Consider the following 16,165-nt stretch of genomic DNA (forward strand, 5'->3'; position numbering starts at 1 on the left):
CGCGCACGCCGGGCCCGGCCCGGCGATGGTGGCGCGCGCATGACCGAGATACTCGGCTCCATCTGGTGGATGATCGTGGCGTTGGGCGTGCTGGTCACCTTCCACGAATTCGGTCATTTCTGGGTCGCACGCCGGTGCGGGGTCAAGGTACTGCGCTTCTCGGTCGGTTTCGGCAAGCCGCTATGGTCGCGTCGCGATCGCCACGGTACCGAGTTCGCGATAGCCGCGATTCCGCTGGGCGGCTACGTCAAGATGCTGGACGAGGCCGAGGGCAACGTGCCCGCTGGGCAGTTGGATCAGGCGTTCAATCGCAAGTCCGTGCTCCAGCGCATCGCCATCGTCGCTGCCGGCCCGATTGCCAACCTGCTGCTGTGTGTCGCGCTGCTGTGGGCGATGTTCGTGATTGGCCGGCCGGATTATTCGGCGACCCTGGGCCAGGTCAGCGGACTGGCCGCGCAGGCCGGCTTCCAGACCGGGGATCGCATCGACCGTATCGACGAACGTGAGATCCGGACCTGGATGGAAGCCATCCAGATGCTGACCACCGCGGCCATGGACGGTCATGACGCCAGCGTCGAGGTCAGCACCGCACGCGGCAGCCATGTCAGTCGAACCTTGCCATTGTCACAATTGCCCGCCGGCTTCAATCAGGAAAATGTCGGTGGCCAGGCCGGTCTGAGCTGGTTGCACCAGATGCTGCCAGCCAAGGTCGGGGCGGTGCCGGCCGGTTCGGCGGCCGATGGCCAGATCCTGCCGGGCGATGTCATCACCGCAATCGACGGCAAGCCGGTGGCATTTTTCAACGAAATTGGTCCCGAGGTGCAGGCGCTGGGCAAGCGCGGCGGCGCGGCCATGGTCGAGGTCGACCGCCAGGGCGCCCGCCTGGCGCTGGAAATCACCCCGCGCCTGACACGGCCTCCGGCTGGCGGCGCGGCTTACTACGCACTCGGCGTCGCACCGCCCACGGAGATCAGCGCGGCGCCCTACGATGCGCTGCAGCGCTATGGTCCGGTGGCAGCGGTGCCGATGGCGTTGCGCGAGACCGCACGCATGACCGCCGATTCGCTGGGCATGATCCGGCGCATGTTCACCGGCCATGCCTCGGTCAAGAACGTCTCCGGCCCGATCACCATCGCCCAGGTCGCCAATGCCACCGCCAAGCGTGGCGTGGCCTGGTTCCTGTTTTTCCTCGCCCTGGTGTCGCTGAGCCTGGCGATCATCAACCTGCTGCCGATTCCCGTCTTGGACGGCGGACACTTGCTGTATTACCTTATAGAGTTGGTCAAAGGGAGTCCGCTGAGCGAACGCAGCATGGCCGCCGGGCAATACGTAGGCTTGGCGATGCTGGCGGGATTGATGGGATTGGCGTTTTACAACGACATCCTGCGCTTGGTGACTTGATGACCCTGAACTTTTTTTCGCTGGTCTGCTCAAAGCCTGCCAGGTGCCCGACAGCCCCAACCCGGTCCCAGCCCCCAATCAGGGCAGGCCAACAATCGGATGTAAAGATGACGCGACTGCCCTCCCGCCGCCTGCTTGCCCTCGCCATGGCCTCGGCCCTTTCGGCCCCCGCCTGGTCGCAGACGACGGAGCCCGGGACCATCCCCGGCTTCAATGCACCCGCCCCGCAGAGCCCCGAGCGGGCCTCGACTCCGCTGAGCACCGACAGCTTTGTCGCCAGCGACATCCGTATCGATGGCCTGCAGCGCATCTCGGTCGGTACCGTGCTGACCTACCTGCCGATCGAGCGCGGCGACACGGTCACTCATACCAACACCAGTGAAGCGCTGCGCGCCCTGTACAAGACCGGCTTCTTCCAGGACGTACGCCTGGATCGCCAGGGCGACATCCTGGTGGTGACGGTGGCCGAGCGACCGGCCATCAACAAGCTGACCGTGACCGGCAACAAGGACATCAAGAGCGAACAGCTGCTGCAGGGCCTGAAGGACATCGGCTTGTCCGAAGGCGAGACCTTCGACCGCCTCAGCCTCGACCGCGTCACCCAGGAGCTGACCCGCCAGTACAACAACCGCGGCAAGTACAACGTCGACATCAAGCCGACGGTCAGCCAGCTGGACCGCAACCGGGTCGACGTGACCATCGCGATCAAGGAAGGCAAGGCCGCCAAGATCCGCCACGTCAACCTGATTGGCGCGGAGAAGTTCGACAACGAAGACATCATGGCCGGCTGGGAATCGCGCGAGCACAACTGGCTGTCCTGGTATCGCCGCGACGACCAGTACTCCAAGGAAAAGCTCTCCGGCGACATGGAAAAGCTCAACTCCTGGTACCTGGACCGCGGTTACGTCGACTTCAACATGGACTCGACCCAGGTCGCGATCAGCGGTGACAAGCAGGACATGTTCATCACCGCCGGCATCAGCGAAGGCGAGCAGTACAAGATTTCCGACGTCAAGGTCAGCGGCGATACCGTGCTGCCGCTGGAAAACGTCGAGAAGCTGGTCATCGTCAAGCCGGACCAGATTTTCTCGCGTCGCCTGCTGGAGATTTCCTCGGACTCGATCACCGCTACCCTCAGCAACATCGGCTACGCATTCGCGCAGGTCAATCCGATCCCGACCATCGACCGCGAAAAGCGTACCGTCGGCATCAATTTCCAGGTGGTGCCGGGGCCGCGCGTCAACGTCCGCCGGATCATCTTCAAGGGCAATACCCGCACCTCCGACGAAGTGCTGCGCCGTGAAATGCGCCAGTTCGAAAGCGCCTGGTATTCGCAGGCGGCGATCGACCGTTCCAAGATCCGCCTGCAGCGCCTGGGCTACTTCGAAACCGTGGATGTCGAAACCCCGGCGGTACCCGGCAGCAGTGACCAGGTCGACGTGGTCTACAACGTCAAGGAAACCACCTCCGGCAGCTTCGTGTTCGGCCTGGGCTATTCGCAGCTGTCGGGCCTGACCACCAGCGTGCAGCTGTCGCAGAACAACTTCCTCGGCGGCGGCAACCGGGTCTCGGTCGAAGCCCAGCGCAGCGATTATCTGCAGCGCTATTCGTTCTCGTTCCTGAATCCGTTCTTCACCGACGAAGGCATGTCGCTGGGCTACAACCTGTGGTGGCGTGAATTCGATTATTCCGACTTCAACACCGCGTCCTACTCCACCACCAACGCTGCGGCGCAGGCGGTACTGGGCCTGCCGATCAGCGAAACCGACAGCGTCTCGCTGCTGTTCGGCATCGACTCCAACCAGATCCAGCCGTATCCAAGCACACCGCAGTCGATCATCGACTACCTCAACGCGGTCGGCTCATACACCTTCCATGCCTGGCGCACCGAACTGGGCTGGGCACGCGACACCCGCAACGATTACTTCATGCCGACCGCCGGTACCTACCAGCGCGTGTCGGCGGAACTGGCGCTGCCGGGTTCGACCGTCGAGTACTACAAGCTCAATTACGAATTCTCCAAGTACTGGCCGCTGAGCCCGTGGTTCGTGCTCAATACCCGTGCCGAGATCGGCTATGGTGACAGTTACGGCGACGATGTCAGCCGCAACATCTGCTATACCGCGCCAACACTGGTCGATGATGACAACGATCCAAAAACGCCCGGCGTGATCGTACAGCCGGATCCGAGCATGCCGTGCCTGGTCGACTCGCCCGATTACGACAAGACCGTTACCGCAAGTGGCCTGCCGTTCTTCGAGAACTTCTACGCCGGTGGTACCCGCTCGGTGCGTGGTTTCCGCGACAACACCCTCGGCCCGCGTTCGGACGACTTCGACTTCAACTATCGCGGCCAGCCGCTGGGTGGTTCGCTGAAGACCACCGGTTCGCTGGAAATGTATTTCCCGCGCCTGTTCGATTCCAATGCCGCGCGCATCTCGACCTTCGTCGACTTCGGCAACGTGTTCGACGGCATCGACAATTTCGAAACTTCCGAGCTGCGTGCCTCGGCCGGTGTCGCCCTGCTCTGGCGTGCCCCGGTGGGTCCGATTTCGATCAGCTATGCCCTGCCCCTGCGCAAGGAAGATGGCGATGAAATCGAGCGTCTGCAGTTCACCTTCGGCGGTGCCTTCTAAGCCGTATCCGTTACTGCGGAACAACCGCCGGCAGACCCGCCGAACCATAACCTGGCGTATGGTTCGGCGTTCTGTTTGAAGCACGGGCCCGCCGCTGCCGGCGGGTCAGGATCACGCCATCTGGGGTTACACTTACGCCCCATGACTTCCCCTTCGTTTACCGCTGCCACGCTGGCAGAACAGTTCGGCCTGTCCGTGCACGGTGATGCCGATGCCCGCGTCAGCGGCGTGGCCACGCTGGCACGCGCGGGCAGCGAGCAACTGGCATTCCTGGCCAACTCCCGCTACCGCAACCAGCTCGCCTCCAGTGGTGCCGGCATCGTGGTGCTGCGTGAGGAGGATGCCGATGCCGCGCCGGCCACGGCACTGATCGCCAAGGATCCCTACACCGCCTTCGCCAGGATTGCGGCATTGTTCGACCCCGCCGTACAGGCGAGCCCCGGCGTGCATCCCAGCGCGGTCATCGATCCGAGTGCACGCATTGCAACCTCGGCCAGCATCGGTCCATTCGTCAGCATCGGTGCCGGTTCCAGCATTGGCGAGGGCTGCGTGATCGGCCCCGGTTGCGTCATTGGCCAGGACTGCGAGGTTGGCGATGGCAGCGAGCTGATTGCGCGGGTCACCCTGGTCACCCGGGTCCGGCTTGGCAAGCGCGTGCGCATCCATCCGGGTGCGGTGCTGGGCGCGGACGGATTTGGCCTGGCGATGGATGCCGGCCGCTGGATCAAGGTCCCGCAACTGGGTGGCGTCAACATCGGCGACGACTGCGAAATCGGCGCCAACACCTGCATCGACCGTGGCGCCCTGGACGACACCGTGCTGGAAGAAGACGTGCGCCTGGACAACCAGATCCAGATTGGCCACAACGTGCATATCGGCGCGCATACCGCGATGGCAGGCTGCAGCGCCGCCGCCGGCAGCGCGCGGATTGGCCGCTACTGCCTGATTGGGGGCGCCGCCGGCGTACTTGGCCATCTGGAAATCTGCGACAAGGTGATGATCACCGCGATGTCACTGGTCACCAGCAGCATCCACGAGCCCGGCGAATACTCGTCGGGCACGCCGCTCACCGACAACAAGACCTGGCGCAAAAATGCCGCCCGGTTCAAGCAACTCGACGTACTCGCGCGCCGCATCAAGGCGGCCGACAAGGAATCATGATGACCTGTGAAGTAAAACTGCCGTTGGAAATCGCTGAAATCCAGAAGCTGCTGCCACACCGCTATCCGTTCCTGCTGGTGGATCGGGTGGTCGAACTGGAACCGCACAAGCGCATCCTGGCCTACAAGAACGTCAGCATCAACGAACACTTCTTCCTCGGCCATTTCCCCGACAAGCCGGTGATGCCGGGCGTGCTGGTGGTCGAGGCGATGGCACAGGCCGGTGGCATCCTGACCCAGGTATCGCGCGGGCTGTGCGGTGGCGATCGCCTGTTCTATCTGGTCAAGGTCGACAACGTGCGCTTCTCGCGCATGGTCGTGCCCGGTGACCGGCTGGAACTGCATTCTGAAATCAAGCGGGTGATCCGCAACATGACCCTGTACGCCTGCCGCGCCACGGTCGATGGCAAGGAAGTGGCCTCGGCCGACGTGCTGTGCGCCGAAACCGTCAAGGACACGCCGTGAACAGCGCCGCGCTCGTTCATCCCAGCGCGGTCGTCGACCCTGGCGCAAAGCTGGCCGAGGGTGTGCAGGTAGGTCCGTTCGTGGTCATCGGCGCCGATGTGGAAATCGGCGCGCGCACGATTGTCGGCGCCCATTGCAGCATCACCGGGCCGACCCGCATTGGCGAGGACAACCACTTCATCGGCCACGTCGCGGTCGGTGGCGACCCGCAGGACAAGAAGTTCAAGGGCGAGCGCACCGAGCTGATCATCGGCGATCGCAACGTGTTCCGTGAGTTCGTCACCCTCAACCGTGGCACCGGTGACGGCGGCGGCGTGACCCGGATCGGCAACGACAACCTGATGCTGGCCTATACCCACGTCGCTCATGACTGCATCGTTGGCAATCACTGCGTGTTTTCCAACAACACCACCCTGGCCGGCCACGTGCTGGTCGATGACTGGGTGATCATCAGCGGCTTTGCCGGTTCCCACCAGTTCTGCCGGATCGGTGCGCATGCCTTCATCGGCATGGGCGCATTGTGCGGTGGCGACGTGCCGCCCTACACCATGGTCGGCGGCAACTCGCAGGGGCGTCCGCGTGGCATCAACAGCGAAGGCCTCAAGCGGCGTGGTTTTGATGCCGACCGCATCGCCGCGATCAAACGTGCCTACCGCACCCTGTACGTGGCCGGCCTGCCGCTGGAAGAAGCCAAGCAGCAACTGGCCGAACAGGCGCAATCCAGCGATGACGTGCGCGCCCTGCTGGACTTCCTCGAAGGCGGACAGCGGCCGTTGCTGCGATGACCACTGCGCTGGCGTCCGGCGCGGTCAGCCAGCGCCTCGATAGCGAAGCCACGCATGTGCTGGCACCGCGTATCGCGCTGGTGGCCGGTGAAGCATCCGGCGATGCGTTGGGTGCCGGCCTGATCGAACAACTGCGGACGCTGTTCCCCGCTGCCGAATTCGCCGGTATCGGCGGTCCGTCGATGCGCGCGGCCGGCTTCGACGCCTGGTTCGACAGCAGCGAACTGGCGGTCATGGGCCTGACCGAGGTACTGCGCCACCTGCCGCGATTGCTCAAGCTGCGCAAGGCGTTCCGCCAGCAGGTGCTGGACTGGAAACCGGATGTATTCGTCGGCATCGATGCCCCTGACTTCAACCTGGGGGTCGAACGCTGGCTGAAGCAGCGCGACGTGCGCACCGTGCATTACGTCAGTCCGTCGGTCTGGGCCTGGCGCGAGAAACGTGCGGAAAAAATCGGTGCCAGCGCCGATTGCGTGTTGTGCCTGTTCCCGATGGAGCCGGCGATCTATGCGCGGCACGGTGTCGATGCGCGATTCGTCGGCCATCCGATGGCCGATGCGATGCCGATGCAGGTTGACCGCGCTGCCGCGCGGACCGCGTTGCGACTGCCGGCCGATGCGCCGGTGCTGGCGGTGCTGCCCGGTTCACGGATGGGTGAGGTATCGCGGCTGGCCGAGCCGTTCCTGCAGGCAGCCGCCCAGGTTGCGGATAGAATCCCGGCGCTGCAGGTGGTGATCCCGGCGGCCAATCCGGCATGTCACGAGGCATTGCAAGCGCTGCTGTCCAGCGGGCGTTTTCCGATCCGTCATTGCCATTTGCTGCATGGCCAGGCACGCGAGGCACTCAATGCCAGCGACGTGGTACTGCTCGCCTCCGGCACCGCCACCCTGGAGACCGCATTGGCCAAGCGACCGATGGTGGTTGGCTATCGGGTGGCGCCATTGACCTACCGCATCGTCAAGGCACTGGGATTGCTCAAGGTCGACCGTTACGCCCTGCCCAACGTGCTGGCTGGCGAAGATCTGGCCCCGGAGCTGATGCAGGACGACTGCAGCGCCGACAACCTGGCCGCCGAGATCCTGCGCTGGCTGCAGCACCCTGAAGCGGTACAGGCGCTGCAGCCCAAGTACCTGCAGATGCACGAAAGCCTGCGCAAGGATGCCTCGGCCAGCGCCGCCCGGGTCATCGCCAGTCTGGTCGACCCGGCCAGGTTCCGCTGACATGCTCGACGGATTGTTCCCGCCCCCGCGTTATTCGCGCATCGCCGGCGTTGATGAAGCCGGCCGTGGACCATTGGCCGGGCCGGTATCGGTGGCCGCGGTGATCCTGGACCCGGCACGGCCGATCGATGGCCTGGACGATTCCAAGAAGCTGACCGAGAAAAAGCGCGAAGCGCTGTTCCCGCTGATCATCGAACGGGCGATTGCCTGGCATGTCGAGTTCGTCGACGTCGACGAGATTGATCGGCTCAACATCCTGCACGCGACGATGGAGGGCATGCGGCGGGCGGTCCTGGCCCTGCGGCCGCTGGCGGACCTGGCCCGCATCGACGGCAACCGCATACCACCGCGGATGCCGTGCTCGGCGGAGGCGCTGATCGGCGGCGACGCATTGGAGCCGGCGATCATGGCGGCCTCGATCCTGGCCAAGGTCTCGCGCGACCGTGCCATGGTACGCCTGCATGAAACATTTCCGCATTACGGCTTTGCCGTGCACAAGGGCTATGCCACCGCCGCGCATATCGATGCGCTGCGCCAGCATGGCCCGTGCCTGCATCACCGGCGCAGTTTCGCACCGGTGCGCGAGGCCATGCTGGCGCCGCTTTGAGCAACCGCGTCACTCATCGTCGAGCGACATCCGCGGTGGCTTGACGATGATGATGGCCTGCGACGTGCCACCACCTGGCGGCAAGGGATCCTCGCCCTTTGGCCATACCCCGCGCATCATGTAGGTCTGGTTCGTCTGCGCCATCTCCAGGCCGAGTTGCAGGATCGCAGTCTGCCGCGGACGCGACAACATCGGTGCCGCCGCCGAGGTGGCATCTGCCATCGAAGAACGTTCCCTGCCGAGCACGTTCTTCGTCGCCGGGTCGGCGGCCCCGGCATCGTCGAGCAACTGGATGCTGAATTCTTCATTGCAGTCTGGATCAGTGAACCAGACGATGGTGTCACCGGCATGGACGATGGCGACGCGTGGATGGGCATGCGGTACACCATCGACGAATTCGATATGAATCAACGAGGCTACCGGTGGCGCCTGCGCGGAGTCCGGATCATCGCTGGTTGGGGTCGGGTCGGGGGTGTCGGGCGAGTCATTCATGTCATAGCTCCTGATGGGTGCTCGTTCCGTTGAGCCAGGGGTCCTGGGCATTGCCGCCGGCGACGCCGGCAAAACGATAGGGCGTGCGCACATCGAGCAACGGATTGGCGCGCAGGCGTTTGCCGCTCAGGCCCGCACGTTGCGCATCGGCGATGCGCTGCCTGGCCGCCTGGACCTGGCCCAGGGCCAGATAGGCCTGGGCGTTGAACACCGCGACATCGACGTTGGCCTGGCCGGTCCGGGCCGAGCGTCGGGTCAGCTCCAGCGCCAACCGCTGATCACCCAGCATGGCCCGATACCAGCCAAGTGCCGCTTGCGCGATCACGTCGGCGTCATCCTTCTGCAGATAGGCGGCGGCTCGCCGCGAGGCTTCGGCGTAGGCAAGCAGGGCGGCGTCGCGCTGCGCAGGCTGCACCAGCAAGGCATCGGCCAGGTTGCCCCAGACCAGGAAATCACCGCTCTCCAGCTGGATCGCCTGCTGGTACAACTGCACCGCGCCGGGATAGTTACCGGCATCGAACTCCATCACCCCCAGATTGGTCAGCACGGTGAAAGTGGGCTTGATCTTCAACGACTGGCCGTAGGCATTCATCGCCAGGGTGTCGTCGCCATTCTGCTGGTACATGCCGCCGAGGTTGGCCCAGCTGTCGGCGTCGCCGGCGTCCAGCCGTATCGACTTGCGCTGCGCGTCTATCGCGCCATCCAGATCGCCGAGCATGTATTTCATGTAACTGACATGGGCATAGATCCGGGCATCGCCCGGACGCAGTTCCAGTGCCTGTTCGAAGTAGTCCAACGCCTGCGTGTTGCGCTCCTGCTTCAGCGCCACCAACGCCTGGCCAATCAAGGCATCCGCGCGCCGCGCAGGGTCGCGGGCGGCCTTGCGATAGGAGGCGATGGCGCGCTGCCAGGATTGGTTGATGCGATGCAGGTCGCCCATCGCCAGTTCGATATCAGCCCGCCCCGGTGCCATCCGCCCGGCCTGCTGGCATGCCTGTTGTGCACGGTCGTGGGCCGCCGCTTCGCGCAGGCGATCGAAGCGTGAAATCTCCGAGCGGCAGATGCCCAGCTGTGCCAGTACGAAGCCCTTGTCGCTGGCCAGCGCCTGGTTGAAGAAACTGATTGCCAGTTCCGGATGCGCCTGGCCGGCCAGGGGATCCAGTTGCTGCACGCCCCTCAGGTAGGCGTCGTAGGCCCGCACGTCGCGCGTCGGCGTCAACCGCTGGTGCAGGCCGGCACCCGCGTCGGGCAACACCCCCATCAGCTGCGTGGCCACGTCGCTGGCGATCCGCGACTGGGTCGCGAAGACGTCGGCCATCGACTGGTCATATGCCTGGTTCCAGACCGTATAACCGGTCCGGCTGTTGATCAGCCGCGCATTGATGCGGATGCGGGAGCCGTCACGACGGACCGTGGCTTCCAGCACGTTGGCCACCCCCAGGGTCTGGCCCAATGTGCGCGCATCCAGATCATGCAGGCCCGCATCGCCGGCGGTCATCCGCGCCGCGACCTTCAGCCCTTCGACACTGGCCAGTGCGTCATGCATCTCGACCGCAAGCCCCTCGGCAAAATAGTTGTCGTCGGCATTGCTGCTCAGGTTGACGAACGGCATGACCGCAATCGAAGCGCCCGCCGGCGGCTGACGCCATGGCGCGCGTGTCCAGATCAGCAGCCCCAGCGCCAGCAGCATGGCGACGGCAGCACCCGCCAGCACGCGGCGCCAGCGGCGCTTTCCGCTCGCCGCCGGGGCCACGGCAACATCGCCCGCTGCCGCCGCGCTACCAATGCTGGTCGTTGCCGTCACCACGGCCGGAAGCGCGGCCGGCGGCGGCACTGCGACGGCGTCGACAAGCCCGGGCGGTGGTTGCAACTGGCCGATGAAGCGATAACCCAGGCCGTGCTGGGTCTGGATATAGCGCGGCTGGTGCGAATCGTCGTCCAGGGCCGCCCGCAGTTGCGCGATGGCCCTGGTCAGCACTCCGGGGGTGACATGCCGGTGTCCCCAGACGCGATCCAGCAGATCATCGCGCTCCAGCAACTCCCCCGGATGCTGCAGCAGGGCCAGCAACACCGCGAACGCCTTGGGCTCCAGGGCCACGGCCTGGCCGTCACGAACCAGGGTATGCGCCACCGCGTCCACCTCCACCCGGTCGAAGTGGAAATGCCGCCGCATCGCGGCCGCCGGGGCCGGCGGGGAGCTGCTGCGGTCGCTGTCGGTGGGCTGCATCGGCAATCCCTCATGAAAACATCACAAACCGCCGCGTTTGGTCGGCAAACGCGGTGCGGCTCCTCATGACCGGCAGTTGGCCTGAAGTCAATCTGTCGCTGCGCCGACCCCCTTGTCCGGCGCTCCCATTCCCTGGAGGCCCGTCATGTATGCACTCAACCCATCGCAATCGCCGTTGCCCGGCATCCTGCAGCAGATGCCCGTCGATGGCTTCCACCGCCGCCGCCGCATCGGCCCGTACCTGTTGGCCAATGCGCGGATGGATCATTTCAACGATCTGCTGGCCCGCCTCGGCCGCACCCAGGCCCCGCTGGACTGCGACCAGCTGGTCACCGCCGCCCGTCAGTTGCTGGACGCCACCGACAGCAATGAGACACCCGCCTGCATCGTGCAACGTATTCGCCAGGTGGAAACGGTCGCCCGAATGATCAATGACGACGAATGGCAACCCGAGCCGGCCGCGGTCCCGGTGGCCAGCCAGCTGCTGGAGTACCTGCGCAGCCGCGAACAGCTGCTGCCGGCCTGGTTGCCGCAGGTAGGCCGGCTGGACGATGCCATCGCCATCGACACCGCCTGGTCGTTGCTGGGACGGGAGGCGGAAAGCTACCGCGACTACCTGCGCCTGCGGCGCCAGCAGGCCCTTAGCCGGGGCTGTGACGAGCACGCGTTGCATTTCGACCGCCACGACTGGCTGGCGGCCCGCCGGATCGAGGCCGAATGGCTGGCACGACAGCGGCAGGTCCGCGATTCAAGCTACGCACCGGCCAGTGCCGCGATGTTCCGCGTCCATTGATCCGGTGGCTGGCTGGCCCAACCGCTGGTCGGATGAACAGACCCCCTGTCCAAGGTCATGGCGACTTCAGGCAGGCGAACCGCATCCCACCCTGGGTGAGGATGCTCATACAAGCAATGGCGGGCGCGCCAGCGCCTGCTTCCCCCGGAGAGGTGTGTCATGGCAAGCAATGCATCAAGACATCATTCGACTCAAACCACAGCGGTCGCGCCGCCGCCATCACTGGATGCCAACCCGGCTCCGGTCTCGTCCATCAATGCCGATCGCCGGCAATGGCTGCAGATGATGGCCGCTGACGAGCAATGGCAATGCAACGAGCAGGTAGGCCAATGCGTGCAGGCATTGCTGCGCGGGGCATCGGCCGGCGGTAGCCAGCGCGGGATACAGGCCGAAACACTGGCCGCGGTGGCGCACGAACTGGACTGCTATCGCGATTTCCGCCGCCTGCGTGCGCTGGAAGCCGGCCTGCGCCACTGCAGCGAACAGGATTTCCCCTTCGACCGCCAGCACTGGCAGCGCGCGCGCCAGGCCGAGCAGGCGCTGCGGGAGTACCACCGGCATGTCCGCGACGAAAGCTTCGTGCTGGCGCCGCCGGATCAGTTCCGGATCCACTGACCCGCATAACTCCAAGGACCGGTCGATGTCACCGGGCTGCCAACACCCTCTCTCGCCGCCTGCCAGGGCGGCGTATTTTTATCTGCCGCGGCGGCCCATCCGCGGCGCTGTCAAGCCTTGTCCGGCCCCGGCCTGGCCGGTACTCTGGCGGGGATTATTTCCGGATTGGCATGTCCCCGCGCTTCGTTCACCTGCACCTGCACACCGAGTTCTCGCTGGCGGATTCCATCATCCGCGTGCCCGAGAAACCGGATCAGGCCGATCCCAGGAAAGCCAAGCAGCCCAACCTGCTCAGCCGCGCGGTCGAGCTGCAGCAGCCGGCGCTGGCGGTCACTGATCGCAACAACCTGTTTGCGCTGGTCAAGTTCTACAAGGCCGCCGAAACCGTCGGCATCAAGCCGATTGCCGGCGCCGACCTGTTTGTTGCCCAGGGCGATGAATCGCCATGGCCGATCACCCTGCTGTGCCGCGATCATGAAGGCTACCTGTCACTGTCACGGCTGCTGACCCGCGCCTGGATGGAAGGCCACCGCACCGACGGTGTCGCCATCCAGCCCGAATGGCTGCAGCAGGATCATGCCGGTCTGTTCGCACTGATGGGCCGCAACAGCCATGCCGGCCGGCTGGCCGGCAGCGGCCGCCATGACCTGGCCGAGCAACACCTGGCCGATTGGCAACGGGTGTTCGACGATGGCCTGCACCTGGAGCTGACCCGCACCCGGCGCGATGGCGAGGAAGCCTTCAACGCGTTCGCGCTGCATGCCTCGGTCAAGCGTGGATTGCCGGTGATTGCCAGCAATGACGTGCGCTTCCTGGCGCCGACCGATTTTGATGCGCATGAAGCACGCGTGTGCATTTCCTCGGGACGGGTGCTGGAAGATCCCAAGCGTCCGCGCGACTACAGCGCCGAACAGTACATGAAGTCATCCGAACAGATGGCCGAACTGTTCGCCGACATTCCCGATGCCATCGACAACACAGTGGCACTGGCGCAGCGCTGCAACATCGAGATGCGGCTGGGGACTTACTTCCTGCCCGCTTATCCGGTGCCGGACAAGGAAACCCTCGACACCTGGATCCGCAGCCAGGCCCATGCTGGTCTGCAGGCACGGCTTGAAAAGAATCCGCTGGCGCCGGGCAAGACCCGCGAGGACTACCTCCAGCGCCTGGATTTCGAACTCGACACCATCATCAAGATGGGCTTCCCCGGCTACTTCCTGATCGTGGCCGACTTCATCCAGTGGGGCAAGGACAACGGCATTCCGGTCGGCCCCGGCCGTGGTTCCGGTGCCGGCTCGCTGGTGGCATGGTCGCTCAACATCACCGATCTGGACCCGCTGCCGTACAACCTGCTGTTCGAGCGCTTCCTCAATCCCGAGCGCGTGTCGATGCCCGACTTCGACATCGACTTCTGCATGGATCGGCGCGACGAAGTGATCGACTACGTCGCCCGTAAATACGGTCGCGACCGGGTCAGCCAGATCATCACCTACGGCACCATGGCGGCCAAGGCGGTGGTTCGCGACAGCGGCCGCGTGCTCGGCTATCCGTATGGCCTGGTCGATGGCGTCGCCAAGCTGATCCCCAACATCCTCGGCGTGTCACTGAAGGACGCGATGGGTGAAGGCAACAGCGAAGCCGCCTCGCAGGAATTGATCGAGCGTTACCATGGCGAAGACGATGTCCGCGACCTGATTGATCTGGCCCGGCAGCTGGAAGACCTGACCCGCAACGCCGGCAAGCACGCTGGCGGCGTGGTCATCGCACCGTCGCCGCTGTCCGACTTCTGCCCGCTGTACGCCGAACATGACGAGGGTGGCCGCGGCAAATCGCCGGTGACCCAGTTCGACAAGGACGACGTCGAAGCGGTGGGCCTGGTCAAGTTCGACTTCCTTGGCCTGCGTACGCTGACGATCATCGACTGGGCGGTTAAGGCGATCAACGTGCGCCGGGCGGAGTCTGGCGAAGCCGCGCTGGATATCGCAACCCTGCCACTGGACGACAAGGCCACCTATGACAAGGTGTTTGCCAACGGCGAAACCGGTGCGGTGTTCCAGTTCGAATCCTCGGGCATGCGCCGGCTGTTGAAGGACGCCAAACCGGACCGGTTCGAAGACCTGATCGCGCTGGTGTCGTTGTACCGTCCCGGACCGATGGACCTGATTCCCTCGTTCGTCGATCGCAAGCATGGCCGCGAGGACGTCGAATACCCCGACCCGCGCGTCGAGCCGGTGCTGCGCGATACCTACGGCATCATGGTGTATCAGGAACAGGTGATGCAGATGGCGCAGATCGTCGGCGGCTACTCGCTCGGCGGCGCGGATCTGTTGCGTCGCGCGATGGGCAAGAAGGTGCCGGCGGAAATGGCCAAGCACCGCGAGATCTTCCGAGAAGGCGCCGGCAAGGACGGCGTCGATGAACGCAAGGCCGATGCGATCTTCGATTTGATGGAGAAGTTCGCCGGCTACGGTTTCAACAAGTCGCACGCCGCCGCCTATGCCCTGGTCAGTTACCAGACCGCGTGGCTCAAATGCCACTATCCGGCCGAATTCATGGCCGCGGTGCTGTCCTCGGACATGGACAACACCGACAAGGTGGTCGGTTTCCTGGATGAGGCACGTGGGCTCGGCCTGGAGGTACTGCGACCGGAAGTGGATCATTCCGGCTACATGTTCGAGGCCACCGACCCGCGCACCATCCGCTACGGCCTGGGTGCGATCAAGGGCGTCGGCCAGGGCGCCTGCGAGGCGATTGCCGCCGAGCGCGCCAGCAACGGGCCGTTCCGGGATTTCCTCGACTTCTGCAAGCGGGTGGACTCGTCCAAGCTCAACCGGCGCGCACTGGAAGCCCTGATCAACGCTGGCGCGCTGGATGCACTGGGCAACAATCGGGCATCGCTGATGCTGCAGTTGCCGGAAGTGATGAAAGCCACCGACCAGCTGGCCAAGGAACGCGCCGCCGGCCAGAGCTCGTTGTTCGGCGGCGCCAACAACGCGCCGGCGCTGGAAGTGGTGCTGCCGCAGGTCGACGAATGGCCGCTGGCGCAGGTCCTGGCCGGCGAACGCGAGACGCTCGGGCACTACCTCAGCGGCCATCCGATGGATCCCTATCGCGACGACCTGCGCGCGCTGGTCGGCAGTGATTTGGGGGACCTGGAGAAGATCTGGAGTTCGCAGCCGGCCGGCGAGAAGAAAGGCTGGCGACCGGAAGTCAACGCGGTGGTGGCCGGCCAGGTGGTCGGCGTGCGCCGCAAGGGTGACAGCCAGGTGTTCGTACAGCTGGAGGATGGCCGCGGTCGCATCGAATGCAGTGCCTTCTCCGATGCGATGGCCGAATTCGGCCCGCTGCTGACCCGCGACCGCATCCTGGTGGTCAAGGGCGGGCTGCGCGAGGACGAATTCAATGGCGGATTCAGCCTGCGCATCCGCCAATGCTGGGACTACGCACAAATCTGCGCCCAGCACACCCAGCGCCTGGCGGTACGTGCCGACCTGCGCGAGCGCGGCCTGTGGCAGCGCGTGCAGGCCTTGCTGGAGCAGCATCGGCCCGGCGCCACCCCGCTGCGGCTGGACCTGCTGATGGCCGGCGAAGACGATGCCACCATTGCCGGCATGCTGGACCTGAACGGCAGCGAGGCGATCCGGGTCGACACCCAGCTGCTGGATGCCCTGCGCGCCCTGCCCGGCATCCGCATGGTCAAGCCGGCGTTCTACCGGCCGTGGACCAACTGAGCGGCCACCACCACCGGCGCTTCCATCGGGCTC

General features: G+C 65.0%; 12 protein-coding genes. 10 read left to right on the forward strand and 2 right to left on the reverse strand.

From position 1 onward, the window contains the following. Positions 1-39 precede the first annotated feature (39 nt). The 7 genes from rseP (at position 40) to rnhB (ending at position 8,274) form a co-directional block, all read left to right on the forward strand. On the forward strand, positions 40-1,401 hold the full coding sequence (gene rseP, locus ABB29_RS11420) for an RIP metalloprotease RseP (protein WP_057659096.1): 1,362 nt from the start codon (positions 40-42) through the stop codon (positions 1,399-1,401). A 107-nt stretch (positions 1,402-1,508) separates the two neighbouring features. Then, entirely contained in the window at positions 1,509-4,037 is a 2,529-nt protein-coding gene (bamA, locus tag ABB29_RS11425; protein ID WP_057659098.1) for an outer membrane protein assembly factor BamA, read from the forward strand. A gap of 141 nt (positions 4,038-4,178) precedes the next feature. Then, positions 4,179-5,198, forward strand: a complete 1,020-nt coding sequence (lpxD, locus tag ABB29_RS11430) for a UDP-3-O-(3-hydroxymyristoyl)glucosamine N-acyltransferase (protein WP_057659100.1) — start codon at positions 4,179-4,181, stop codon at positions 5,196-5,198. Then, positions 5,198-5,662 (forward strand): 3-hydroxyacyl-ACP dehydratase FabZ, encoded by a 465-nt coding sequence (gene fabZ, locus ABB29_RS11435; RefSeq protein ID WP_057659102.1) that lies wholly within the window; start codon positions 5,198-5,200, stop codon positions 5,660-5,662. Before lpxD ends, fabZ begins: the two co-directional genes overlap by 1 nt. Further along, complete coding sequence (gene lpxA, locus ABB29_RS11440) at positions 5,659-6,447, forward strand: acyl-ACP--UDP-N-acetylglucosamine O-acyltransferase (RefSeq protein WP_057659105.1); 789 nt, start codon at positions 5,659-5,661, stop codon at positions 6,445-6,447. Before fabZ ends, lpxA begins: the two co-directional genes overlap by 4 nt. After that, entirely contained in the window at positions 6,444-7,667 is a 1,224-nt protein-coding gene (lpxB, locus tag ABB29_RS11445) for a lipid-A-disaccharide synthase (protein ID WP_083487823.1), read from the forward strand. The genes lpxA and lpxB overlap by 4 nt, the downstream gene beginning before the upstream one ends. Before the next feature lies 1 nt (position 7,668). Next, positions 7,669-8,274, forward strand: coding sequence for a ribonuclease HII (gene rnhB / locus ABB29_RS11450; protein ID WP_083487825.1), 606 nt, complete (start codon positions 7,669-7,671; stop codon positions 8,272-8,274). A 9-nt stretch (positions 8,275-8,283) separates the two neighbouring features. Here the strand turns inward: rnhB and ABB29_RS11455 are convergent, their stop codons facing one another. Together ABB29_RS11455 and ABB29_RS11460 are read right to left on the reverse strand one after the other, a co-directional pair. After that, positions 8,284-8,766 carry a hypothetical protein gene (locus ABB29_RS11455; RefSeq protein ID WP_057659108.1) on the reverse strand — a complete coding sequence of 161 codons (483 nt, stop codon included), beginning with the start codon at positions 8,764-8,766 and terminating at the stop codon, positions 8,284-8,286. A gap of 1 nt (position 8,767) precedes the next feature. Beyond that, positions 8,768-10,993 carry a winged helix-turn-helix domain-containing protein gene (locus tag ABB29_RS11460; protein ID WP_057659110.1) on the reverse strand — a complete coding sequence of 742 codons (2,226 nt, stop codon included), beginning with the start codon at positions 10,991-10,993 and terminating at the stop codon, positions 8,768-8,770. Between the two features lie 145 nt (positions 10,994-11,138). Here ABB29_RS11460 and ABB29_RS11465 point away from each other — a divergent pair, with 145 nt between their 5' ends. From ABB29_RS11465 to dnaE, 3 genes are all read left to right on the forward strand, one after another. Beyond that, positions 11,139-11,786 (forward strand): hypothetical protein, encoded by a 648-nt coding sequence (locus ABB29_RS11465; RefSeq protein WP_057659111.1) that lies wholly within the window; start codon positions 11,139-11,141, stop codon positions 11,784-11,786. Positions 11,787-11,945: 159 nt separating this feature from the next. Beyond that, positions 11,946-12,401 (forward strand): hypothetical protein, encoded by a 456-nt coding sequence (locus tag ABB29_RS11470; protein WP_057659114.1) that lies wholly within the window; start codon positions 11,946-11,948, stop codon positions 12,399-12,401. Positions 12,402-12,571: 170 nt separating this feature from the next. Continuing rightward, positions 12,572-16,132, forward strand: a complete 3,561-nt coding sequence (dnaE, locus tag ABB29_RS11475; RefSeq protein WP_057659116.1) for a DNA polymerase III subunit alpha — start codon at positions 12,572-12,574, stop codon at positions 16,130-16,132. The last annotated feature ends 33 nt before the right edge of the window (positions 16,133-16,165 follow it).

The sequence above is a fragment of the Pseudoxanthomonas dokdonensis genome (assembly GCF_001431405.1).
Lineage (GTDB): Bacteria > Pseudomonadota > Gammaproteobacteria > Xanthomonadales > Xanthomonadaceae > Pseudoxanthomonas_A > Pseudoxanthomonas_A dokdonensis.

What these genes read in the sequence shown, in the direction of transcription:
- rseP (WP_057659096.1), top strand. Translation starts at nt 40, where the DNA reads ATGACCGAGATACTCGGCTCCATCTGGTGGATGATCGTGGCGTTGGGC.
- bamA (WP_057659098.1), top strand. Translation starts at nt 1,509, where the DNA reads ATGACGCGACTGCCCTCCCGCCGCCTGCTTGCCCTCGCCATGGCCTCG.
- lpxD (WP_057659100.1), top strand. Translation starts at nt 4,179, where the DNA reads ATGACTTCCCCTTCGTTTACCGCTGCCACGCTGGCAGAACAGTTCGGC.
- fabZ (WP_057659102.1), top strand. Translation starts at nt 5,198, where the DNA reads ATGACCTGTGAAGTAAAACTGCCGTTGGAAATCGCTGAAATCCAGAAG.
- lpxB (WP_083487823.1), top strand. Translation starts at nt 6,444, where the DNA reads ATGACCACTGCGCTGGCGTCCGGCGCGGTCAGCCAGCGCCTCGATAGC.
- rnhB (WP_083487825.1), top strand. Translation starts at nt 7,669, where the DNA reads ATGCTCGACGGATTGTTCCCGCCCCCGCGTTATTCGCGCATCGCCGGC.
- ABB29_RS11455 (WP_057659108.1), bottom strand. Translation starts at nt 8,766, where the DNA reads ATGAATGACTCGCCCGACACCCCCGACCCGACCCCAACCAGCGATGAT.
- ABB29_RS11460 (WP_057659110.1), bottom strand. Translation starts at nt 10,993, where the DNA reads ATGCAGCCCACCGACAGCGACCGCAGCAGCTCCCCGCCGGCCCCGGCG.
- ABB29_RS11465 (WP_057659111.1), top strand. Translation starts at nt 11,139, where the DNA reads ATGTATGCACTCAACCCATCGCAATCGCCGTTGCCCGGCATCCTGCAG.
- ABB29_RS11470 (WP_057659114.1), top strand. Translation starts at nt 11,946, where the DNA reads ATGGCAAGCAATGCATCAAGACATCATTCGACTCAAACCACAGCGGTC.
- dnaE (WP_057659116.1), top strand. Translation starts at nt 12,572, where the DNA reads ATGTCCCCGCGCTTCGTTCACCTGCACCTGCACACCGAGTTCTCGCTG.